Origin of the sequence: Pseudalkalibacillus sp. R45 (genome assembly GCF_052246725.1) — a bacterium.
Lineage (GTDB): Bacteria > Bacillota > Bacilli > Bacillales > Fictibacillaceae > Pseudalkalibacillus.
In genome coordinates this window covers 37144-60421 of the sequence record NZ_JBQQCL010000008.1, presented here as the reverse complement: position 1 = coordinate 60421, position 23278 = coordinate 37144, and the positions used below count along the sequence as shown (strand labels likewise).

Annotated in this window: 19 protein-coding genes; 15 read left to right on the top strand and 4 right to left on the bottom strand. The window is 41.6% G+C overall.

From position 1 onward, the window contains the following. Positions 1 to 42: 42 nt before the first annotated feature. Positions 43 to 603: a hypothetical protein gene (locus tag ACTWQL_RS14685; RefSeq protein WP_443143183.1), complete on the top strand. Its 561-nt coding sequence runs from the start codon at positions 43 to 45 to the stop codon at positions 601 to 603. A gap of 176 nt (positions 604 to 779) precedes the next feature. On the opposite strand, the gene ACTWQL_RS14680 is transcribed toward ACTWQL_RS14685, so the two are convergent. After that, positions 780 to 1469, bottom strand: coding sequence for a L,D-transpeptidase family protein (locus tag ACTWQL_RS14680; protein ID WP_443143182.1), 690 nt, complete (start codon positions 1467 to 1469; stop codon positions 780 to 782). Between the two features lie 265 nt (positions 1470 to 1734). Between ACTWQL_RS14680 and ACTWQL_RS14675 the strand changes: the two genes are divergently transcribed. From ACTWQL_RS14675 to ACTWQL_RS14645, 7 genes are all read left to right on the top strand, one after another. Further along, positions 1735 to 3114, top strand: a complete 1380-nt coding sequence (locus ACTWQL_RS14675; RefSeq protein ID WP_443143181.1) for an aspartate aminotransferase family protein — start codon at positions 1735 to 1737, stop codon at positions 3112 to 3114. 75 nt (positions 3115 to 3189) lie between these two features. Further along, a complete protein-coding gene (locus ACTWQL_RS14670) occupies positions 3190 to 4038 on the top strand; it encodes a MurR/RpiR family transcriptional regulator (RefSeq protein ID WP_443143180.1) in 849 nt (282 codons plus the stop codon). Positions 4039 to 4329: 291 nt separating this feature from the next. Then, positions 4330 to 7104 carry a phosphoenolpyruvate carboxylase gene (gene ppc, locus ACTWQL_RS14665; protein WP_443143179.1) on the top strand — a complete coding sequence of 925 codons (2775 nt, stop codon included), beginning with the start codon at positions 4330 to 4332 and terminating at the stop codon, positions 7102 to 7104. 338 nt (positions 7105 to 7442) lie between these two features. Next, positions 7443 to 8729 carry a murein hydrolase activator EnvC family protein gene (locus tag ACTWQL_RS14660; protein WP_443143178.1) on the top strand — a complete coding sequence of 429 codons (1287 nt, stop codon included), beginning with the start codon at positions 7443 to 7445 and terminating at the stop codon, positions 8727 to 8729. Between the two features lie 687 nt (positions 8730 to 9416). Continuing rightward, entirely contained in the window at positions 9417 to 10214 is a 798-nt protein-coding gene (locus ACTWQL_RS14655; protein ID WP_443143177.1) for a DUF2785 domain-containing protein, read from the top strand. 812 nt (positions 10215 to 11026) lie between these two features. Further along, entirely contained in the window at positions 11027 to 11932 is a 906-nt protein-coding gene (locus ACTWQL_RS14650) for a macrolide 2'-phosphotransferase (protein WP_443143176.1), read from the top strand. Between the two features lie 65 nt (positions 11933 to 11997). Then, positions 11998 to 12195, top strand: coding sequence for a DUF2188 domain-containing protein (locus ACTWQL_RS14645; protein ID WP_221567909.1), 198 nt, complete (start codon positions 11998 to 12000; stop codon positions 12193 to 12195). A 155-nt stretch (positions 12196 to 12350) separates the two neighbouring features. Here the strand turns inward: ACTWQL_RS14645 and ACTWQL_RS14640 are convergent, their stop codons facing one another. Both ACTWQL_RS14640 and ACTWQL_RS14635 read right to left on the bottom strand, forming a co-directional pair. Beyond that, positions 12351 to 13574, bottom strand: a complete 1224-nt coding sequence (locus tag ACTWQL_RS14640) for a winged helix-turn-helix domain-containing protein (RefSeq protein WP_443143175.1) — start codon at positions 13572 to 13574, stop codon at positions 12351 to 12353. 11 nt (positions 13575 to 13585) lie between these two features. After that, positions 13586 to 14347 carry a DUF4931 domain-containing protein gene (locus ACTWQL_RS14635; protein WP_443143174.1) on the bottom strand — a complete coding sequence of 254 codons (762 nt, stop codon included), beginning with the start codon at positions 14345 to 14347 and terminating at the stop codon, positions 13586 to 13588. Between the two features lie 200 nt (positions 14348 to 14547). Here ACTWQL_RS14635 and thiM point away from each other — a divergent pair, with 200 nt between their 5' ends. The 3 genes from thiM to ACTWQL_RS14620 all read left to right on the top strand — a co-directional run bounded on the left by thiM (position 14548) and on the right by ACTWQL_RS14620 (position 17858). Beyond that, positions 14548 to 15369, top strand: a complete 822-nt coding sequence (gene thiM, locus ACTWQL_RS14630; RefSeq protein WP_443143173.1) for a hydroxyethylthiazole kinase — start codon at positions 14548 to 14550, stop codon at positions 15367 to 15369. Between the two features lie 28 nt (positions 15370 to 15397). After that, positions 15398 to 15793: a hypothetical protein gene (locus ACTWQL_RS14625; protein ID WP_443143172.1), complete on the top strand. Its 396-nt coding sequence runs from the start codon at positions 15398 to 15400 to the stop codon at positions 15791 to 15793. Positions 15794 to 16103: 310 nt separating this feature from the next. Next, positions 16104 to 17858 carry an alkaline phosphatase D family protein gene (locus tag ACTWQL_RS14620; RefSeq protein ID WP_443143171.1) on the top strand — a complete coding sequence of 585 codons (1755 nt, stop codon included), beginning with the start codon at positions 16104 to 16106 and terminating at the stop codon, positions 17856 to 17858. 406 nt (positions 17859 to 18264) lie between these two features. Here the strand turns inward: ACTWQL_RS14620 and ACTWQL_RS14615 are convergent, their stop codons facing one another. Then, positions 18265 to 19173, bottom strand: coding sequence for an arginase family protein (locus tag ACTWQL_RS14615; protein ID WP_443143170.1), 909 nt, complete (start codon positions 19171 to 19173; stop codon positions 18265 to 18267). Between the two features lie 91 nt (positions 19174 to 19264). On the opposite strand from ACTWQL_RS14615, the gene ACTWQL_RS14610 reads away from it, so the two are divergent. The 4 genes from ACTWQL_RS14610 to ACTWQL_RS14595 all read left to right on the top strand — a co-directional run bounded on the left by ACTWQL_RS14610 (position 19265) and on the right by ACTWQL_RS14595 (position 23247). Then, a complete protein-coding gene (locus ACTWQL_RS14610) occupies positions 19265 to 19807 on the top strand; it encodes a CGNR zinc finger domain-containing protein (RefSeq protein WP_443143169.1) in 543 nt (180 codons plus the stop codon). 161 nt (positions 19808 to 19968) lie between these two features. Beyond that, complete coding sequence (locus ACTWQL_RS14605; RefSeq protein WP_443143168.1) at positions 19969 to 21018, top strand: SDR family oxidoreductase; 1050 nt, start codon at positions 19969 to 19971, stop codon at positions 21016 to 21018. Positions 21019 to 21207: 189 nt separating this feature from the next. Continuing rightward, positions 21208 to 21669 (top strand): GNAT family N-acetyltransferase, encoded by a 462-nt coding sequence (locus tag ACTWQL_RS14600; RefSeq protein ID WP_443143309.1) that lies wholly within the window; start codon positions 21208 to 21210, stop codon positions 21667 to 21669. A 645-nt stretch (positions 21670 to 22314) separates the two neighbouring features. Continuing rightward, the gene (locus ACTWQL_RS14595) at positions 22315 to 23247 is read left to right on the top strand and encodes a S66 peptidase family protein (protein WP_443143167.1); all 933 of its coding nucleotides are present in this window, start codon (positions 22315 to 22317) and stop codon (positions 23245 to 23247) included. The last annotated feature ends 31 nt before the right edge of the window (positions 23248 to 23278 follow it).

Genomic DNA, 23278 nt, shown 5'->3' with positions numbered 1-23278 from the left:
CTACGGAAGTGTTAATACATTTTAAAAGAGGAGTTGGTTCAAATGGCAAACATTTTAGTTACAGGAACAGGCAATGTAGCAATGCGCTCAGGTCTTGAATTGGTACGACTCGGACACAAGGTCACATGTCTACAAGAACAAGCAGGTGCAAAGGCGTCGCTTCTTTCCCGAAACCTGAATCTCGAACTGACCACTGACAACAAAAAAGCATATGAAGACTCCTCAATCATTTTCATAGATGTCGATATTCCGATTCTAGCGGATGACCACGTAGATATGTCAGAGGTTGAAGGGATTTTAACCGAAATCACTGAATATGTAAATGATGATTTCATGCTGGTGATCAACAGTGCAGTTCCAGTCGGGACGAACAGATGGATTCAAGACCAGCTTCGTGAAAAATTAAGCAATACATCGATCAAGTTCGATGTTGTTTCGAAGACAGACATGGATGATATCAACGGAAAAATCGTCATTGGAGCACGTTGTGAAAAGTCAGCCGAAACACTGGAGGCACTTTATAAGCCATACTGGCACAAAATCATGCACACAACACCAGAAAACGCAGAATTCTTCAATTATGATCTAGCAGATGCTAATTAAATGATAATAAAAGTGGTCGATCTTTAACAGATCGGCCACTTTTTTTATGAGATGAATTAGGAACATAGTACTAACTTCTAGAATTTCGGCTAAAAATTCTAGGATTCTGCCCTGAATTGAATTTATGGAATAAATCAAAAATTTCTTAGAATTACACAAAACTCGAATTTAGTTGGCTACATCTTCCCGAGTGCTTTCTTAGTGGCTGGACCTACAACGCCATCGACTTTCAACTTTTTCGTTTTCTGAAACTTACGAACGGCAGCATCGGTGTTTTTACCGAATATCCCATCGATTCCTTTTGTGCTGTACCCTAATTCAGTGAGTCTTTGCTGCACATTTTTCACTTCAGCACCGCGACTTCCTTTTTTCAAATTGGTCGTGGAAACGGCAACGACAGCACCACTCTTTACGTTAAAACCATTCGCTGAAGCAAGGGCAGTAAACGATTTTCCAGACGTCGTGATGATGACTGGTGTGTTCACCGGCACTTTGCTGAAAAGCCATTGCACCTCGTCGTTGTACATTCGAATACATCCAGCACTTACATACTGGCCAATCGATCGAGCGTTATTGTTGCCGTGGATTGCATAGGTGGTCCCCCATGTACCTCTAGCATTCAAGCCGAGCCACCTGTTTCCGAGCGGATTCCGCGGATCACCCCCAGATATTTTTCCTGTGTAATAGGGGCGGTTCACGATTTTGTTGACGATCTTGAATCGGCCCTCAGGTGTATAAGTGGGCTGTTTACCAGTCGCCACCTTGAACACTTTCATCAGCTTATTGTTTTCAAAATAAGCGAGCTGGTTATTTGACTTATTAATGATGATGAATGATCCAGTTGAAGCTGACGCAGGTTGTTGCATAAAGAAAAACATGAAACAAACCACTAACAGACCAACAATAACTTTCTTCAAACCTATCTTCACATCTCTCCGCCCATTTCTCTAAAGAATTTCAAAGCCTCTTAGTCTATGCTGGACGTAATACGCTATATTACATTCTTTGTAAAAATTTTTAATAGAGAATTCATGAATATTTTTACAATCGAACCATATAAATAAAAGATGCTTACTCTTTATGAAATAAATATTTCATGTTAGTATAAATTTTGAAATTAATATAACTAAAATGGAGGTCCTACTGTTGGCACAAATACGATCGAATACGAAGCAATCTGCCGAGTCATTCGAGAAAGCGAAAAAGGTAATTCCGGGAGGTGTCACGGCGAACATCAAGCATATCGCGCCACATCCGATTTTCATGGATAAGGGGAATGGTAGCAAACTGTATGATGTTGATGGGAACGAATACATCGATTATCTGCTCTGTTACGGCGCATTGATTCTTGGACACGGTCATTCGAAGGTAATCGAAGCGGCTATGAATCAAATGAAGGATGCTGGCACAACCATCTTCGGTACGCCTCATAGGTTAGAGACGACCATGGTTGAAAAATTAATTTCACTTTATCCAGGAATCGAAATGGCCCGCTTTACGAATTCCGGGTTGGAAGCGACGTTGCTTGCGATCAGGATGGCGATGGCTTACACCGGAAAACCGAAGCTAGCCAAATTTGAAGGGCACTATCATGGCGGATACGATCAGGTTTTATTAAGCGTGAACCCTGAAGAAAAGCGTGCAGGGAATCGTGAACAACCCAATGCCGTGCCTGAATCACGTGGAATTCCAGACTACTATTTAGAAAATACAATCATTCTTCCATTCAACGACCTTGATGCGACAGAAAAGATTTTACGAGATCGAGCACATGAAATTTCCTCGATCATCATGGAACCCGTGCAGGGTGGTTTCATTCCGGCTGACCAGGACTTCATAGATGGTCTTCGGAAGCTGACCGAAGAACTCGGCATCCTGCTTATTTTTGATGAAGTGAAAACGGGATTCAGGTTAGCACTTGGCGGTGCTCAGGAAATCTACGGGATAAAGCCTGATCTCACGGCACTCGGTAAAGTTCTGGGTGGTGGATTTCCTGTTGGCGCAATCGGAGGTAAGAAAGAGATCATGGAAATTAGTGCACCGGATGGCGGAAGAGACATCCTGACGGCTGGTGCGGAAAATGCGAATAAACAAGATGCGCTGTTCCATAGCGGCACCTACAACGGGCACCCGACCGTACTGGCATCAGGTCTTGCGACAATCGAAGTGTTGGAACAGGAAGGAATCATGGACGAAGTTTTTGCAAATACGAAATTGCTAAGAAATGAGCTTGAAAAGTTGTATGAACGATACGGCATCCCGATGCAGACTGTTGGGGTGGGGACTATTTTCAACATCATCCTCGCTGAAGGCAGCATCAGGAACTACCGCGATATGAATAAGGCTGATACCGCTTTGCGGAAAGAATTGGACTATGAATTGCTTGAACACGGGGTATACACGAAACCGCTCAACCGCTACTCCATGTCGGTCGCGCACACGGAGGAAGACATAGCGCGGACGATTGGTGCGCACGAAAAAGCGATTAAGACTGTCCTGCAAAAGCGTTAAACTGTCCAGAGTGTGTAATCTGAAGCAGAATACGTTAAGCTGAAGATAAAGAATTTTTGTTGAAAGAGGTTCGTTATGGATATTAATGTGTACAAGGTCATCTCTGAAAAAATGCCATCAATGAGCAAATCACAATTGAAGATCGCCCAATACATTTTGAAAAACCCGAATCAGATTCCATTTTTGAATGTAGGGAAATTGGCGAAAGAGGCCAATGTCAGTGATGCTACAGTGGTACGCTTTGCGACATTTCTAGGTTTCTCAGGGTATCCTGAATTCCAACAGCATATCCAATCCTCTGTTCAGCAGCAATTGACGACGACAGAACGCTTGAAAATGTCCCAGAAGGTTTATGGAGAGAAGGACGAAGAAATCACAGACATTCTTAAGGGTGACTTGAATAACATCGAAATGACGATGAGAAATTTGAATATAAAAAGCTTCCGACAAGCTGTCGAGTACATGTTGAGAGCACGGAAAGTTTATATCGTGGCGAACCGAAGTGCGGCAGCCTTAGGGACATTCATGCATTATTATTTGAACATGATCCTCGATAACGTAGAGATACTGGATTCGATTGAAAAGGATTCAGACCGGTTATACGAATTGGATGAGGACGATCTGGTCATAGGGATCAGCTATTCGAGATATACGAAAAGCACGGTAGAGATCTTTTCCTACGCTAAACAAAAAGGCGCAATGACCGTCGCCTTGACGGACAATCTGCTATCACCGCTTATCCCACAAGCGGATGTATCGTTAACCGCCGCGAGCCAAATGCCTTCGTTCATTGATTCGTTCGTCGCACCTATGAGTGTGATCAACGCCCTGATCATCTATACAGCCAAAGCGAAACAGGAAGGGTTTGAAAATCGATTCGATGCATTAGAAAAAGTATGGGAAAGATTCGATGTCTTTTATTGATCTGATACAGGAAATGCCTCAAAGGATTTTACGTCCTTTGGGGCATTGTCTTCTATATTCTCCATCATTCGGGCAAAAAAGTTTTAAACAGCAAATTTAACTCCGGATAAAGCTTATCACTTCAATAAAAGGACCGATTCTGGGTTGTGGAAAACTCTCTGAAAGCAAGCGCTTACAAGCCTTATGAACGATCCAAACAATTTGACTATCTGAAAAATTCTGATAACATGATTAAAAAATGAACGAGGTTATCATTATTGTTCGAAATAGAAAATACAGGAAGGTGAAAGTGTGACTACCCAAGAACTCAAACATGAATCCAAAAATGACCCTACAACACCTTTACGACGTGATGTGAACCTACTCGGTAATATGCTCGGTGAAATTCTGGTCCATCACGGTGGGGAAGAACTATTGAACAAGGTTGAAACCATCAGGAACCTGACGAAAGAACTTAGAAACAATCGTGAAAATGCGACGTATGAAAAGTTGAAGACCGAAATAAAATCTCTGCAACCCCCGATGCGTGCGCAAGTGATCCGCGCATTCTCCATTTATTTTCACCTCGTAAACATTGCAGAACAAAATCATCGTATTCGCCGTCGCCGCGAATATCAACTATTCGAAGATCAAGGTGTACAGCCTTATTCGATCGAGAGTGCAGTTTTGTCGTTGAAAGATCATAACATCGAAGAGAAAGTCATTCAGGACGTGCTTGATGAATTGTCACTGGAATTGATCATCACCGCACACCCTACTGAAGCGACGAAACGTACAGTACTCGAAATCCAAAAACGGATTGCTACGATCTTAAAGCAACTCGATCATCCTCAACTGACAGCGAACGAACGTGAACGAATCTTGGAGAGCCTGTTCAATGAGGTTACTGTTCTATGGCAAACCGATGAACTGAGACATCGCAAGCCGACCGTCATGGATGAAGTACGTAATGGACTCTACTATTTTGATCAGACTCTATTCGATGTACTTCCTGATATCCACCAGGAGTTGGAGGATCGTCTGGAGGAAAGCTATCCTGAAGCAAAATGGAATGTGCCTAACTTCCTTCGATTCGGGTCATGGATCGGGGGAGACCGTGACGGCAATCCGAACGTGACACCAGAAATCACGTGGGAAACGTTGAACAGACAGAGGAATCTCGTATTGAAAAAGTATGAGGAAGTCCTTGTCGAATTGATGAAACGATTCAGTCATTCAATGAACCGGGTAAAAGTGAGTGAGGAACTCAAAGCAGCTGTGGAAAGTAAGGAAACCCTCGTTCCAAATGAGAAGAGATGGCCGGTGGAAGAAGAATTGTATCGCCGGAAATTCGCAGTCATTTTGGAACGTCTGCGCCATGTAGGTAAATCTGAAACGGGTTATCAGTCTGCGGATGAATTACTTGCTGACCTTCAGTTGATTCAAAACAGTGCGAAAAACCATCAACCATCAAAACGGGAACTGAAAATGCTGCGTAAATTGGTACGCCAAGTGAAACTATTCGGCTTCCACCTGGCAACCTTGGATATCCGGAACCACAGCGGTGAGCATGAAGCAGCGATAACCGAACTGGTCCAAAAAGTAGGACTCCACAGCGATTATAGTACTCTCTCAGAATCTGAAAAGGTTCAACTTTTGGAAGAGGTGTTGAAAGACCCGCGTCCGATCACGCTGTTGAATGAGGACTATAGTGAAGAAACACAGAAAATGCTGAAAGTCTTTCAATTGATTCGTGATGCACATAAGGAATTTGGAAAAAACTCGATCGAAGTGTATCTCGTCAGCATGACAGAATCTGCAAGCGATCTGTTGGAAGTTTTGGTACTGGCAAAAGAAGCGGGAATATATCGTCTGCATGCTGATGGAACAGTAGAAAGCAACCTGAATGTGGCCCCGTTGCTTGAGACGGTTGATGATCTGATAGCTGGCCCAGAAATCTTGAAAACATTGTTTGAAATGGACGTCTACAAGAAACACCTCGACAATCGTAAAAACAATCAAGAAATCATGTTGGGCTATTCCGATGGAAGTAAGGACGGTGGAACGCTGACAGCGAACTGGAAGCTTTATAAAGCACAGCAGGAAATCCACGAAATGGCTAAAGCATACAACGTCCGCTTGAAATTTTTCCATGGACGTGGAGGTTCTCTTGGCCGCGGTGGCGGACCGTTGAATCGAAGCATTTTATCACAGCCTGCTGAAACATTAGGTGATGGTGTGAAGATTACAGAGCAAGGCGAAGTCTTATCTTCTCGCTATCTATTAAGTGATATCGCGTACAGAAGCCTTGAACAAGGCGTTTCCACATTAGTCGAAGGAGCTGCCCACGTGTCGAAAGAAATAGAACAGGTGGACAACCGCGACGGTGAACAGTGGGATCAAGCAATGGAAGAAATCGCGAATGTCTCTCTTGAAAAATATCAATCTCTCGTCTTTGCCGATAAAGACTTCCTGACGTATTTTAATGAAGCGACTCCACTTCAAGAGCTCGGTGAATTGAACATCGGTTCCCGTCCGATGAAGCGGAAAGACAGCACGAAGTTCGAAAACTTACGAGCGATTCCGTGGGTGTTCGCCTGGACGCAAAATCGTCAGTTGATTCCAGCGTGGTATGCCTCTGGTACAGGTTTGACAGGCTATGCTTCGAGAAGTGAGGACCACTTGAAGCAATTGCAGCAAATGTATGAGAACTGGCCATTCTTCAAGTCCACGATCGATAATTTACAGATGGCATTGACGAAAGCGGATGTGCACACGGCCAAAGAGTACACAGCCCTTGTCGGCAATCAAGTACTGGGTGAACGGATTTTTACAGACATCGTTGAGGAATATGAGAAAACGAAACAGGTGTTGTTACAAATCACGGGTGATCGTGAACTCTTGGACCAACAGCCGACGATCCAAGAATCAGTCAAGCTGCGTAACCCATACGTAGACCCGTTGAATTTCCTGCAAGTCGAACTTATCAAGGAACTGCGAGAAAAAGATACAGAAAACGAAGAAACGCTGACAGAGGTACTGCTCACCATCAGTGGAATAGCAGCAGGACTGCGTAACACAGGTTGATTTATACAATAGAAAAATAGCAGATGATTTCCGAGGCGGAATCATTCTGCTATTTTTAATGCATTAATTTGTCAGAAAAGAGAGATAATTAGTAATTTGTGTTAAAATAAGTTATATTTATTAATAGCAATTACGAATTCTATTTTATCAGTACTTACAGTTTGATTTATAGTGAAAATAGATTACGGTATTTACTATTCTTCGGACTATTAGACTATGTTTTTGCAAATTAATTTCTAGTATAGTTAAATGGTGCATAAATTCTCAATATATGTCGAAAAATCTAGTTTTTACTTTACATAGAAGAGTTGGTCAATCTACATACGGGGGTAAAAAAATTGAAAAGAAAAATGATAGCAGTTTTAGCATCTGCTAGTTTGTTATTTGCAGGAGTCAATCATTTAGAGGTAGACGTTGTACACGCAGAGTCATTGAAAGATAAGATTAATAACGTGAAAGAGAAGCGCGAAGAAAATAAATCGACCCAGGATAAAGTGAAAGAAGAAATTGAAAAGATAAAGCACAATCAAGACCTTCTTGATGCTGAAATAAAAAAGTTGGATCAACAAATGGCGGATACTCAGGAGAAAATTGAATCCAAGGAGAAAGAAATTTCCAAGACTAAAGAAGAAATTGAAAAGCTTAAAGAAGAAATCAAAGTATTGGAAAAAAGAATTGCAGAGCGCGATAAAATGCTCAAGGATCGTGTAACCGCGATGTATGAAAATGGTGGCTCTGTGCAGTACATAGAAGTATTGTTAGGCTCAAAAAGTTTTGGGGACTTTCTTGACCGTGTTTTCGCATTGAATGAAATTGCGGAACAAGACAAAGAAATCCTTGAAGCACATAAGGCTGATAAAAAGTTACTTGAAGAAACAAAGCAGGAAGTTGAACAAAAGCTTGAATCTTTGAAAAAGCAGATGAAAGAACTCGAAAGCTTGAAGGCAAGCTTAAAACAAAAAGTAGATCGCAAGAATGCGCTATTAAGTGAATTGGAAAAAGAAGAAGAGCATATGCACGAAGAACTCGGTAATTTGGAAGATGAAGCCGACCTGCTTCAAAAGCAGCAATCAGCGTTCGAAGCTGAAAAACGTCGTCAGGAAGAGGCAGCACGGTTAGCAGCAAAGCGTGCGGCTGAAGAGGCTGCAAAACGCGCAGCAGCAAAAAAAGATAAGAAATCTTCCAGCCAATCTAGTAATAGCAGCTCAACAGCACCAACGCCATCAGTTAGCGGGGGGATGTTCATCAAGCCATCAGCAGGATATTTTACTTCTGGTTACGGACAAAGATGGGGAAGAATGCATCCTGGCGTTGACATTGCTCGTGGAGGAACAGTTCCTATCGTAGCATCAGCATCCGGAACAGTTATCAAGTCTTATTATTCAAGCAGTTACGGAAATGTAATCTTTATTGCCCACTATCTCAACGGACAAACCTATACAACTGTTTATGCTCATATGAGGGAGCGTTACGTTGGAAATGGTGCATCTGTTCAAAAAGGACAGCGGATTGGAATTATGGGGAATACAGGTCGTTCGACTGGCCAGCATTTACACTTTGAGATTCACAAAGGACAATGGAATTCAAGCAAATCAAATGCCATTAATCCAAGGCGATTCTTTTAGGCTGACCAGGTCTAATCTTTAAAATAATGACATTCAAGTAATAGAGCTTATCCGCAATAGGGTAAGCTCTATTTTTGTTTTTTGATTACGTTTAGAGAAAGTAGGGAAGCTAGAGGTGGAATGCTCAAGATGTCCCCAGAATTGCTTAAGATGTCCTTTGAAATGTTCATCTAACACAAAAATTGACGCCTACACATTCAAATATGGAAAGAATTGCGAGCAATTCTTCCTTTTACAACACTAAAAGCCTACTTACAAAGGCTGTTAGTAAGTAAGTGGGCCTATTTTACTAAATTGCTCAAGATGGTCTCGAAATTGCTCAAGTTAGTGGTTAAATAGTTAAGCTGTGCTCAAATTTGCTCAAGTTAGCAATAATTTCAATCTGCAGAATTCACTTCCTTAAAGAAATGCGACTCGAACACAACATTTATGTTGAAACTACCATTTTTTCTCAAAAAGTTGTTAAGTTTGAAGAGGCTCAGGTTTGATGAAAAAAGCAAAATACTGTCCCGAAACAAGGTGTTACGGGAAAGGAGCCAAAGGAAATAGCCCATCGCTGTCCCGTAATACTTGATCAACCGTTAACTAAGATCCCTTGTTGTTAGTACCTATAATTAGAAATAATTGGTATAATGGATTGGATTACGAAATCTAGGTGCAAATGTCTTTGAAGGTAAGGGGATACGAATGAGTATATTGGCAGATAAAAACATAATGAATGAAAGTGAACTGAAAAAAATACTGAAGGAAATCAAGCCTGGAGAAACAAGTTGGGATGAAGAGAAGAAAAGATTGATAGTAAAATCTATGATCAACCATATTGGGTCAACAGATGCTGAACTCAGAGACCAGTTGATTTACACAACTTTTTACCAGTTAATCCTTGAGAAGAATCTACTAGGAATCGGTGAAAAAGGGACAGACACGGTATTTACCCGATCTTTCTCGACACTTCTAATAGCATTGATATTACATAAAGATAATGCCGAGAATTTTTTATCCGTAGACACGCTCATTTACATAAAAGAAAAGCTGATTCAATATATAACTCTTGAAAAAGATGTGAGAGGTTACGTATCTGATAGAGGTTGGGCTCATAGTATTGCTCATGTTGCTGATACTTTTGATGAATTAATTAGAAGCCCTAAAATAAGTGAATACGTCTACCCGGAAATTCTACCCCCATTATTAAATAAGGTTTTCGTCTCTGAAAGCGTTTATGTTCACAATGAGGATGAGAGGATCCTAACACCTATCCTTGAAATGTTGGATAACGGATTAGACGTAAAGAAAATTGAGGAATGGTTACAAGAATTACAGATAAATTTAGAAGACCAAAAAAGGAAACTCGCTTGTGACAAGTATTGGTTCTTAGTCTTCAACATCAAGACATTCTTAAAAACTTTTTACATTAAGATCAACAGTGATAATCAGTATGAATCGATACAAAATAGCATTAAACATTGTCTCACAAAGATAAGGTAATCTTGGAGGGGAATCCAGTTGAACAAGTTATCATGGTTCGGAAAAGTGAACGTATTGGCAGGGGTCATATTTTTTATACTAGGGGTTTATCTGCTCGTAGTTGAATTAAAGAACAACACTTTTATCTTCACGAATTCACTTGCGTTCGCTTTTATTTCGCTAGGAATTTGTATGACTTTAATTTCAACTTTTTTAACTAGGAAAGTTTAGAGAGATTAATAACGCAACTCTGTTTCGGAGGTTGGCTTTTGAAAGGATTCATTGAAAAAATACTTAATTTGATTTGTTCATTTTTTATATTCATTGCACTTTGGAAAGGCGTAGGATGGATCTGGAATAGATATGTTCCTTTTAATTACAAAACGGATCTACTCGATTCATCATTTTCCCTTTAATGATTGGAGCTTCAATTCTTCTTTCCAGTCTTGTATTTAAACGAATAAGGGAAACGAAAGAAAGTTAAAAAGTTCCATTTTATTTATTGATAATTTTGAAAATCATGCTATACTCGATTTAACTTATAAAGAACGGAGGGTTTCTCGTGGCATTTTGCAGACTAAGATTCCAGGGTATGAACCACTAATTGAATAGTGTTCATCAGCTCTGCCTGTGTGCAGGGTAACGGGATTGGTCTGCCTTTTTACAGAAACCTTAAAATAGCTATGTAATGCTGAAAAAGAGTGGCAAATCTGCCTCTTTTTTGCATTTCAAAAAAACTAAAGGCCAGTTTTCTTTACTTTCGTCAAATTGATTTCTCCCGTTCCCAGTACGCACAGGCTGGGCTGCAACTAAAACAGAACGGGGGATTTTTAATGACACTGAAAAACGAACATGAAATCTTGACTCTTGCGGATAATCATGGACTCCAATTAAGACCGGAGACACTGAAAATCAATGAATCTGGTATGGATTTTCAAGTAGGGTTTGCGAAAGATGAAAATGGACAGTCGTGGGTGCTAAGAAAACCGAGACGTCCGGATGTTTTGAAGCGAGCGAAATACGAGGGGAGAGCGCTTGAATTTTTGAAAAAGGAACTTCGAGTGGCTGTGCCTGATCGGCAGGTGAATTCGAAAGATCTGATCGCCTACCCAAGAGTGGTGGGAACGCCTTTAGCAGTGATCGACCTCGAAATCATGAATTATGCGTGGCATGTGGAGCCAGAATCCATCAAGGATGTTTATGTACGTTCGTTAGCTAAAGTGGTCGCAGATCTTCATGGAGTTGATAAAATACGAGCTGCTGATGCTGGAATCGAAGTGCTCGAACCGAGTGAAGCACGGAACTCGATGATGGAAAAGATGGAGCAGACGAAACGGGAAATCGGAGTTTCCGAGGAGTTGTGGGTTCGTTGGCAAAAGTGGATCGATGAGGATTCTTATTGGCCCGAGCATTCTGCCTTGATCCATGGCGATCTTCATCCAGCCCACATCCTGATTGATGAAGAGCAGCAAGTGACTGGGCTGTTGGATTGGACCGAAGTGAAGGTGACGGATCCAGCAACGGACTTCATAGTGCATTACATGATTTTCGGAAAAAGCGGCACTGAAACGCTTTTGAAGCATTATGAAAACGCGGGTGGTCGTATGTGGCCGAGGATGCTTGAGCATATTGTAGAACATCAGGCTGCCTATCCGGTTTCCGTTGCGATGTTTGCCTTACAGACTGGGGAGGATGGTCATATGGAGATGGCGCGGAACGCACTCGGATTGAACAAATAATCAGTTTTAAGAACGGGATCTGCGGGAACGGATGAGTAAACCCAAAATATCAGGAGGGAGCTGGAATGAAACAATATAGTGTAGTACCAGACCGTGATGTGAACGGCTGGTTTGTGAAAATCGAGGATACTGCACCTGCAGATCATTATGAAATGAAATCAGCAGCGATTGAATACGCCGAAAAAATCGCAAAGGAAAACAAACCAAGTAAACTGTCCATTCTCGATAAAAACCTGGAGGTGGAAGAAGAACGGACATATTAATAGCAAAAATCAAAGGGCGGACCAGAACATCGTTGGAATTGGATGTACGGCCGCCCTTTATTACTGTGTAATCCCTTTGAATGTGCTTTTTGATTATTTTCTGGCTGATTATCTCTACAACTTTACGTAAAAACGCTGCAAATTCGAAATTAATTCTACAACTTCATTTTCACGTCCGAATTCTCGATGCGGATTTTGGTTGCCCTGTTGAACAGAGCGAATTTTTCTAGCGCTTCTTGCAACGAACTCCGTAGTTCACTTGTTTTCTCCACCCACGGTTCGAGCTGAAGCAAGCGAACGATCAGCACACTATTTTTACGGTCGATTTGCGGATCCATCCTTCCGATCAATCGGTCACCCCATAAAATCGGCATCGCATACGGTCCATATTTACGTTTCACTCGCGGTGTGTAGATTTCCCACTTATAATCGAAGTCGAATAAATCCTTAATACGATCGCGGCTCCATAACAAATTATCCAGCGGCGGTAAAAAGGTAATGGCACAACCTATGTCCTCCGTGTCTTCGTAACGGTCACCCTGCTTGAATGTTTCCACCTCATCCAAGTCTTCAGTCAACATATAATACTGCCGTTTCACTCCATCGATTTCAAGTGGAGTGACCAAACCAGAAGCAACGCGTTTTTCAACTTCTTCCCGTCGTTCTGCAGCAAACAGTTTTTGCCATCCGAATCGTGCGTCACGCGGATCGAACACACGATAGGCGCGTAAGTATTTTTCAATCAACAATGCACGAGCAGTCGGTTCATCCATTTCTTTCGTCTTTTTCAATAAATCGGCACCGACTGTCCGTTCTGTTATGTCGAAGTAGCGTTCTGTGCGGTCGCGTCTAACCACCCGGATCACACCGGAATCCAGCAACAGATTCAAAGCGAGAGAAGTTTCTTTCGTCTTGGCAACCTTGTTATCCCAATAACCGTGCACACGTTTTTCAGACTGGAAAGCACGGGAAGGAAGAGGACCCTCGGATTTCAATTGTTCGATTACCGCATCGACCACTAGCCCTAATTTTTCTAATGATTCAGCGACCTTGCTTTGAATCCGTTCTCGTGTCGGCTCGAACATCGGGAAATCCTCGATCGGGATGACGCACGCGGCATTCGCAAAATACTCGAAGACCTTTCCTTCAGTCAAAAGGTCGTCCAGCTGCTTCGGATCATACCCAGGAATCCGCGCGGCCAATACCAGGTGCTGGTTCCGCTCAACGACGGAAACGGGATCTAACTGGACACACTCGAGTTTTTTTATCATATGTAGCGGGTCTGGAACAGGAGACTGCGCCATCCCCAGGAGTGCTTGCTTGGATAAAAGGAATCTGCGGAGGGCAATCTTGTCCACAGAAAAATTCGGATTCGTCATAACCTTCCCCCTTAAAAATACCGGTTTTGAACATCTTCAATCAGTTGATGCGGGTTGCTGAAAACCTGGCGAAATCCATAGCCGACATATAACGGTGTTGTCGCATAACGAGGAACGATCTTCGTAAAAATCTTACCGCTCCAATGATAGAAAAAGAGATTATAGCTCGAGCAGCCGCGGCCATTGAAATGGTTCACGACATAATGAACCGTTTTTTGAATATAGTCAGCCGCCTGATCGATCTTTTCCAAATCATCCAATGCAATATTGAATTCTGTAAAACCGATTCGCGGATGCGTCGACAGATTCAAATGGACACCATTGGATGAGTGGATCTCATGCCCATCAAAAGAATCATCGCTCAGATTATCCCGGTAATCGACGTTGTCAAAGCCGATGATCTGCATGTGGGGATGGCGGACAGATCCACCAGACAATGGACCGTGGTTTTTAAAGAACGCAACGGATTGGTATCTGCCTTGTTCCTCAATCTCTAGCCATTTCTCGACTCCGAATCGGATCAACTTATAAAGATGTGGCTTGGAATACTCGGATAGTTCAGATTCGCAATCATCCGTTTCGATCAACACGGTTTGGAAGGCATCCTCGATCACTGGATATTTGTTCTTCACAAGAATGATCGAGTCACGGGTCTCCAATATATCTGAAAGACCTTCTGTCACACAGAACGGGCAAGGCTTCTTCTGGTGGACATTGTTTGGTTTTTTACGTGCAATTGAACTGTTGAATTTAAGAATTGTATCTTTTTCCATAGGATCACCATCGTTCTAATCAGTCTTTGTTGGTTGAAAGCCATGTAGATTGTGCTGTAGTAAACATTAAAATGATATTCTCTTTTTCCTAATTATACGACTTATCAATCATGTTCGTCTATGTTAGCGCCATTAAGAAGGCAGTTCATTGATTTTGTTATACTTGAACTAAAATTATGGATAGAAGGAGTTGAATGAGGATGGAGAAGAATACCATTGCTTATACATTGGACAAGGTTAGAAAAGAAAAGCCGTTGGTGCACAATATCACAAATGTGGTTGTTACGAATTTTACAGCAAATGGCCTTTTAGCGTTGGGGGCGTCACCAATCATGGCCTATGCGGAAGAGGAAGTGGCAGACATGGCCAGTGCGGCAGGGGCGCTTGTTCTCAATATCGGGACGCTGGATGAAACAGTTGTTGAATCGATGATCATTGCTGGAAAGGCAGCTAACGAACAGGCCGTCCCTGTCATCCTTGACCCGGTTGGAGCTGGTGCAACTCTATATCGTACCAATACAGCCCGGAAACTTTTAAAAGAGATACGGGTCTCAGTCTTAAGAGGAAATGCTGCAGAAGTCGCTAACGTAATCGGTGAGAAGTGGGAGATAAAAGGCGTGGATGCTGGAGAGAAAAACCGTGACTCTATTGAACTGGCACAATCAGCCGCACAACAGCTCGGGCTGGTTACTGTTGTTACAGGAGTTGATGATGTCGTCTCTGATGGGGAGGAGACCTATGTGGTTCGGAACGGGCACGCGTTACTGACAAGTGTGACGGGGACGGGGTGTCTATTAAGCTCTGTCATTGGAGCCTTTTCTGCAGTGGAAAAAGAGCTGGTCATGGCTTCGGTTGCTGCTGTCGCAAGCTATGGTGTCGCTGCAGAAATGGCAGCGGAACGAGTCGGGAAAGAAGGACCAGGGAGTTTCCAGGTAGAATTCTTAAATACCTTGTCCCAAGTTTCTGCTGAGGAGATCGATGAGCTTGTGGTGGTTAAGGAAGTACCATCAGCGGGAGAATAAGAGCATACTATTTTGAGAGGTTATTAGGTTGAAAATGAAGAGACATCAATTTTATTTCAACCCGATTTTATTCTATTCTGTTTTTATATTGAGCACAACAGCTACAATCGTGATCGTTTATAAGGATATTGAACATTCCTTAGCCGTCAAATTCATAGTAGGCTATGTGATTTTTCTACTTGTTTCTCTTTACTATTTTATCATTGCAGCCACAAGCAACATTAGGAAATTGAAAAGGATACAAATAAGAAAACGAGTGTACACATTCATCATTTCTTTTACCTTGTTAAGCAGCTCAAGTTTTGCTCTAAATAATTTTTTAAATCCAGGGGTCATGGATTATTATAAAATCTTTTCTATCGCCTTAGGTATTTCTCTAGGGATCGCCTTCTTTGATTTAACCTTTCGAAAGGAAAGCCATTAATTCCTGTAAAAGAGCACTTCTGTTAAGGAAAAATGAAGGTTTTGTAATTGGAATATCGAACAGTAGAATCAGGTGTTTAGTACGAGTGTGTGCAGGAACCAATGCCTAATTCGACACCAAAAACAGGCCAATGAAATCTAGTTTACTAGATGATGGTTCCTTTCGACTGCATCAAATGTAGTGGTTTCTATGAAGTTTTCTCCGCACTTTTTTAATAAGAAGTTTATCAGGATTTCATACGGAATTTACCAAGCATGCTTATAATCGCAATTGTACTTACGATTAACATGAGCTGAAGGGAGATTTTCTGATGAACAGAAATGAGAAGCACAGCCATTTGCCCCATGATCCTGAAACGTTATTACACCGCTCGATGAACCGTAAAGATTTTTTGAACAAGGTGAGTAAAATTGCTGTTGTCGGTCTGGGGATGACGCTGACACAACCGTTGAACAATCTCAGAGTTGAAGCAGCTCCGCAGTTTACGAGCTATCCTTTTACACTCGGCGTCGCTTCGGGTGACCCGCTAGCCGACAGTGTCGTTTTATGGACAAGGCTTGCTCCTGAACCATTGAATGGCGGTGGTATGCCGAATTACAATGTGCCAGTACAATGGGAGCTGGCTGAAGACGGAGATTTCCGAAAAATCGTCCAGCAGGGAACTGAGCTCGCAACTCCTGAACTAGGGCACTCGGTGCATGTTGAAGTGGGTGATATGGAACCGAACAAACCTTACTTTTATCGTTTCAAAGCAGGGAACGAAATCAGTCCAGTCGGAAAGACGAAAACCCTGCCAGCTCCAGGCCAACAGTTATCAAAGCTGACGTTCGCCTTTGCCTCCTGTCAACAATTCGAGCACGGCTATTACACGGCATTCCGACATATGTCAGAAGAGAAGCTCGATCTTATCTTCCATCTCGGTGATTATATTTATGAGTACGGCCCAAACGAATATATATCGAAGACTGGCAATGTACGGACCCATCATGGACCGGAAATCATTACCCTTGACGATTACCGTAACAGACTCGCTCAATATAAAAGCGACAAAGACCTGAGAGCTGCACATGCAGCCTGCCCTTGGATTGTAACGTGGGACGACCATGAAGTCGAAAACAACTATGCAGATGAGATTCCTGAGAAAGGTCAATCTGTCGAAGAGTTCATCCAGCGCCGTGCGAATGCTTATCAAGCGTATTACGAGCATATGCCGTTGCGGAAATCATCCATCCCTCAGGGTCCTGATATGAATCTGTATCGTCGCTTTACATACGGTGATCTCGTGGAATTCAATGTCCTCGATACCCGTCAATATCGCGATGATCAAGCGAATGATGATGGCATCAAACCGCCGAATGAAGCATCCACGGATCCGAACCGGACGTTGATCGGTGAGGACCAGGAACGTTGGCTTCTGGAAGGGCTAGGTCGCTCGCAAGCTCGATGGAATGTGCTCGCCCAGCAGATTTTCTTCAACCAATTGAACTTCAATACGAAAGATGCTCCGAAACACAATATGGACGCCTGGGATGGATATGCCGCCAACCGTGATCGCATCCTTGATTTTATCAGTGAAAATAAAATCGGAAACTTCGTTGTTTTGACAGGGGATGTCCATGCGAATTGGGCTGGTGACATCAAGAAGGATTATCATGATCCGAGTTCAGAAACACTCGGCTCTGAGTTTGTCGGAACATCGATCACCTCTGGAGGAGACGGTGCAGAGAAGCGGAAGGATACAGCTCAGTTTTTAGCTGAAAATCCACACATCAAATTTTTCAATGATTATCGGGGGTATGTACGATGCACGATCACCCCGGAAAAGTGGACGGCTGATTACCGTGTGGTCCCTTATGTTAGCCAACCTGGTGCCCCGATCACTACCAGGGCGACATTCGAAATCAAGCATGATGAACCTGGTCTGAAGCTGAAAGTTGATAAGCCATTATCCAATACAAAAATCCTATCCACTGAAGTTGAAGATGACCGAATCAATGCACAAGAAAAAGCACATGAAAAACAAATGGAGAAGCTTGGACGGATGAAAATCGGAAGCTCTAAGTAAAAAAAATGATAGAGGGAACTACCTTTGTTGAAGAAAGTCAACAAGTTTCTTAAAAGGTACAAACAAGTAAATATCAAAGCAGAACGCACTGGATTCATCACTTCAAGACGAATTCCAAGTGCGTTTTTAGTTGTTTTATCAACACTAACCTGAATTATTATTACTAAACCCGAATCCACATACGATTTCACAAGAATAGCGGTGTTATTTGTGTTGCGGTTTTGTATGAAAATAACGAAGGAGGATAGAAAAATATGTAATATACAGATGAATCATGGATGATCGGTATTTAACAAAAGGCCGTTATCTGGAGAAAGAGGTTCCTAAAATTAATTCATAATAGGGCCATATTCTTGAATAAAGGTATATTATGAAATTTTTTCCGGCGCAAAATTACCCCCAATTACTAAACGTTTAACTCTCGTAATACTTCAATTAGCATTTTGTTGAATGATCTTGTTACTTCACCAGAGGAATCCAATAAGGGATCCAGTATAGTCACATTCATCCCCGTTATTTTATTTGTTGCTAGGAGTGACTTTAGAATATAAGTAAGGTCTTTCCATTGCAAACCATTTGGTTCAGGACAGTCTACACATGGCATAATACTAGCATCTAGGACATCGGCATCTAAATGTAGCCAATAGCCATCAATATCAGCCCGGTTTATAAAAGCTGTTAACGCATTAGCTGTCTTTTCTATTCCTTCTCTAATTGATCGTTCTGCACTCCAACAGGTAATCCCATCCTTTACTACTTCTTCAATGATTTCTTTTTCTGGATCAGATTCCCGATAGCCAAAAGTAAAAGCAAGTTCACTAGATATATAGGGTTTTCGGTTTTCCAGGTTTGCAAGAATATCGGTCCCTTTTCCTGTTACAATGGCCAAATCCATACCAGCTGTCGCGGTGCGTTCTTTGTTGTATTTATTATAATAATCTGGGTGTGCATCTATATGGATCAATCCATATTTTCCTCTGCGTGCTATAGCTAATGTACTCCCAACCAATACGCTGCAATCGCCACCTATTACTAAAGGAAAATCTGAAGCGTTTAAAACGTCTTCTACAACATTTGCTAAGTCCACTGAAAATGAAGCTATTTGTGAGCTATTCAAAGCACCATCAACAAAAATTTCTTCCTTAGGATAACACGGTTTAGTCATTCTTCTAATATCTCTTGCGCAAATTGAAGAATGGAAATCGAGGGATTCAAGGGCATTAGGAAGCTTATCGCATCCACGTTCTCTACCATACTGATCCCTTCTGAGACCTAGGTTAATAGGGGCATGGATAATTTGTATATTCTTTTGCATTTGTCACACTCCTTACTTGTATATTGACCATTTGTAATATTTAAATTACAATTAAGATATTACAATATATCATGTAAGGAGTCAATGGTAAATGGAGTATTACAACGAAACATGGTTAGATTTGACGTTAGATATTATAAACACGTACGACCCATACTATAAGGTATCTGAAAGGTTGAATACGGTAGACCAATTACAAGAACTGATTCAAAAACATGGGATGTTCTTGGATATCCCCCCCACACTTGAGGATGTTTCAGCTATCCGGAATTTTAGAGATAAAATTCGGAAACAGATTAATGAAGCAAGTGATGAAAGGTTGACTGAGTCCTTGGTGGAATTTGAAGCAAAATCTTCTTTCCAGAGAACATTATATCCAATGGGAAAAGGGAAATTTAAGTTTGTTTATCACCAATTAATTGGGAATAATGATTCGATTGCCGACCGGATCATTGCTATTTGTGCATTTACATTGGGGGAGCAATTGGTAAATAAGGGAAGGTTGCGTCTTAAACAGTGTGCTTCAGTACCTTGTGAAGAAATATTTGTGGATCATTCAAAAAACGGTCAACAACGGTTTTGTAGTAAACGTTGTTCTACACGTTTCCATGTAAAAAAACATCGAGGGTCGTGAGTTGATATTCAATTAAAGGGCGCTATTGTGAAGTAACGAAAGCAGAATTTCCTCTGTGTTTCAGCTGGATTTTCATACTCTCCGTAACTTTTTACAAAGGAAAATCGTTATTTTTAACGAAAGGTATTTTTATAGACTATTAAAGTGAATAGAGGAAAAATATGAAGGTTCTTATATTGGGAGGCACTCGTTTTCTGGGAAAAGCTTTGGTAGAAGAAGCATTGAAAAGAGGCCATGAAATCACCTTATTTAATCGTGGTACTAATAAAGAAGCGTTTCCTGAAGTGGAGCAGCTTATCGGTAATAGAGACAGTGATGTATCTATTCTAAAAAATCGAAAATGGGATGTTGTAATCGATACATGCGGATTTTCCCCTCATCAAATCAAAAAAATTGGAGCTGTACTCGGGGATAACATCGAACATTATACATACATCTCAAGTATCTCTGCTTATAAAGATTGGATACCGCCCCATATTACCGAAGACTATCTTTTACAACCCATGCCACCAGCTGATAAATTGAAAGCTGTTGAGGAGGGGAAAATATCTCCCTATGAGTTTTACGGAGAGTTGAAAGTACTGTGTGAAAAAGAAGCTGAGAAGCGTTGGCCAGGGCGTGTTTTGCATATAAGAGCAGGGCTGCTTGTCGGCCCGTTTGATTATACAAATCGGCTCCCGTATTGGGTTCAGCGTGTAGCACAAGGCGGAAAAGTATTGGTGCCGGGACGCCCAGATCGGCCCGTTCAATTGATTGACATAAAAGATATAGCAACGTGGGTTTTCAATATGGCGGAAAACAGAAAAGCAGGGACGTTCAATGTAACTGGGCCGGATTACGAATTGACTATAGAAGAGCTATTGAACAACTGTAAAGCTGTTACAAACAGTGATGCCGAATTTGTGTGGGCAGAAGAACAATTTATACTTAAGCATAAAGTACAACCATGGACGGAGATGCCTTTATGGATTCCTGAACACTTCCCGTTAGAAGGAGAATCAGAACCATGTAGAGGCTCTTTTTTTCTCATTAGTATAGAAAAAGCGGTTAACGCCGGTCTTTCCCTCCGACCACTTGAAGATACTATTTTTGATGTGGATCAATGGGAAAGGACGAGAAAGGATACAGAACGAAAAGCGGGGCTATCACGAGAAAGAGAGCAGGAGCTACTAGAGACTTGGTTCCTAAATGAGAAAAAGGAGACATTGTGATGAGGTTATTAGCCCATGCCCATCAAGTTAAGGGAAAATTATTTCCTAATTATATGATCTGCAACAATCGGGGGGATTATCTAGAACATCTGTAGAGCCTATTTCTTAATTAACGATCTTCCGAAAACGGGCGCAATACGTTTACTAAAACTAGTAAACTACAAAGGGGAAATTTTGGTGAGCAATATAATGCTTCGAAACGTAATTGAAGATGATCTTCCGGTTTTCTTCAAACACCAGCAGGATCGGGATGCAAATCATATGGCGGCATTTACAAGTAAGGACGCGGGGGATTGGAACAGCTTCTTAACCCACTGGAATAAAATTCGGGCGGATAAAGACATCATCAAGCAAACGATCACTGTTCAAAATAATGTTGCTGGAAATGTTCTATGTTTCGAGCAGCTCGGCGTACCAGGGGTTAGCTACTGGATAGGAAAAGAATATTGGGGCAAAGGAATCGCTACCAATGCTTTAAGGGAATTTTTAAAACACGTTACAATTCGTCCACTTTATGCTCGTGCTTCTAAGGACAACATTAGGTCACTCAAGGTACTGGAGAAATGTGGTTTTACGATCTCTGGTGAAGACAGTGGATTTTCTAACGCACGTGGTGAAGATGTAGAAGAATTTGTTCTAATACTTTACTAAAGATTATTTGCATTACAGAATGTCTGTTAACTACGTGAGTCTTGGTTATAAAAAATACTTGTTAAAAATTAAATTTTTCTGTTAGAGGGCGTAATCCTAGGCTTTTTAATTGTGGCTGCATTATTTTTTTACAGTACAAAAAAGAAATAAAAATCTCATACTGGACTACATCAATATCGTGTATTTTTGTGGAATAATCAGCCGCTTTCTGTTCTTATAAATTTCCCCATGATAAATGTAATCAAAAACCAAATACAACCCCCTCCAAGAAAATATAAACCTATTATTAGATTTCCTATTCCTTCAAATCCTGGTGTAAAACCACTGTACCCAATAATTATAAATTATAAAACCAATAATAAAAAAAATAATCCCACAGATAACACTTATCTACCCATATTTTAACAGATAAGTAAAAGATAAAGTTCATTTTATACAAAACAGTATTCAAGTAAACGGAGAATTGGAAATTGGTCTAAAAAATCAGGTTTATTCAAAAGTCTAAAAAGGTTATAAATGTGGGCTGATGACTGTCAGTCCTTTCTATTTTACTTTATAACCGCACTGAAACGATTAAAACGCATGTATCGGCGCACCCGCCATAAACTGATAAAAGGTAGCACGAATCAGTTGGGAGGTGAACGTATGGTGATGAAACCGCCGATGCTGCGGAAGGGGGACACGATCGGAGTAGTTACATTGGGAAGCCCGTTAGAGAAAGAGGTGATCGACACCCATATCAATACGCTTAAAGGTATGGGGTTCAACGTGATCGTCGGAGAACATGTTTATGCTTATGATGGTTTTCTTGCGGGATCTCCAAAGGATCGCGCCGCCGATTTGATGAGCATGTTCCGGAATCCGCAGGTCAAATTGATTTTACCCACGCGAGGAGGAGTTGGGGTAGCAGGGATTCTCCCATACCTTGACTACAATGTCATCAAACAAAACCCTAAAATTTTAACCGGGTATAGCGACATTACGATCTTATTGAATGTCCTTTATCAAGTCAGCGATTTGCTCACATTCCATAGCCTTATGCTAGAAGATTTTGCTCCGGATACACCACCTTACAACATCAATCAATTTTACGAAATGACATCGACTTTTGCGCCAGTACGGCAAATCAAGAACCCTCCTGAAATGCCATTGACCATGAAAGTGCCGGGCATCGTTTCTGGGCGGATTGTTGGAGGGAATCTGACTTCATTCGTCGGCTCACTGGGAACGCCGGTTGAGATCGACACAAAAGGGAAAATCCTGTTCCTTGAAGACACCCATGAACCGATCAATACGATGTACCGGTACCTTGAACATTTGATGATTGCAGGAAAATTCAATGATTGTGCCGGTATCATCATGGGTGAATGCACCGAATGTCCAGAAGCCTACGGCAAGACGTATGAAGATCTGATCAATGATTTTCTGGTCCCGCTTGGGAAACCGCTCATGACGAATTTAGCCACCGGTCACGGCACGTATAAAGCTGCCATACCAATCGGAGCAATGGCGCTAATGGATACAATCAACCGGACATTGACCGTGACAGAACCGACCGTGTCCCCGAGAATCACTTGAAAAAAGCAAGTATTTTTGAGTAAGAATAGGG

Coding starts and splice junctions, on each gene's coding strand:
- ACTWQL_RS14685 (WP_443143183.1), top strand. CDS start 43: ATGGCAAACATTTTAGTTACAGGAACAGGCAATGTAGCAATGCGCTCA.
- ACTWQL_RS14680 (WP_443143182.1), bottom strand. CDS start 1,469: ATGCAACAACCTGCGTCAGCTTCAACTGGATCATTCATCATCATTAAT.
- ACTWQL_RS14675 (WP_443143181.1), top strand. CDS start 1,735: ATGGAGGTCCTACTGTTGGCACAAATACGATCGAATACGAAGCAATCT.
- ACTWQL_RS14670 (WP_443143180.1), top strand. CDS start 3,190: ATGGATATTAATGTGTACAAGGTCATCTCTGAAAAAATGCCATCAATG.
- ACTWQL_RS14655 (WP_443143177.1), top strand. CDS start 9,417: ATGAGTATATTGGCAGATAAAAACATAATGAATGAAAGTGAACTGAAA.
- ACTWQL_RS14650 (WP_443143176.1), top strand. CDS start 11,027: ATGACACTGAAAAACGAACATGAAATCTTGACTCTTGCGGATAATCAT.
- ACTWQL_RS14645 (WP_221567909.1), top strand. CDS start 11,998: ATGAAACAATATAGTGTAGTACCAGACCGTGATGTGAACGGCTGGTTT.
- ACTWQL_RS14640 (WP_443143175.1), bottom strand. CDS start 13,574: ATGACGAATCCGAATTTTTCTGTGGACAAGATTGCCCTCCGCAGATTC.
- ACTWQL_RS14635 (WP_443143174.1), bottom strand. CDS start 14,347: ATGGAAAAAGATACAATTCTTAAATTCAACAGTTCAATTGCACGTAAA.
- thiM (WP_443143173.1), top strand. CDS start 14,548: ATGGAGAAGAATACCATTGCTTATACATTGGACAAGGTTAGAAAAGAA.
- ACTWQL_RS14620 (WP_443143171.1), top strand. CDS start 16,104: ATGAACAGAAATGAGAAGCACAGCCATTTGCCCCATGATCCTGAAACG.
- ACTWQL_RS14615 (WP_443143170.1), bottom strand. CDS start 19,173: ATGCAAAAGAATATACAAATTATCCATGCCCCTATTAACCTAGGTCTC.
- ACTWQL_RS14610 (WP_443143169.1), top strand. CDS start 19,265: ATGGAGTATTACAACGAAACATGGTTAGATTTGACGTTAGATATTATA.
- ACTWQL_RS14605 (WP_443143168.1), top strand. CDS start 19,969: ATGAAGGTTCTTATATTGGGAGGCACTCGTTTTCTGGGAAAAGCTTTG.
- ACTWQL_RS14600 (WP_443143309.1), top strand. CDS start 21,208: ATGCTTCGAAACGTAATTGAAGATGATCTTCCGGTTTTCTTCAAACAC.
- ACTWQL_RS14595 (WP_443143167.1), top strand. CDS start 22,315: ATGGTGATGAAACCGCCGATGCTGCGGAAGGGGGACACGATCGGAGTA.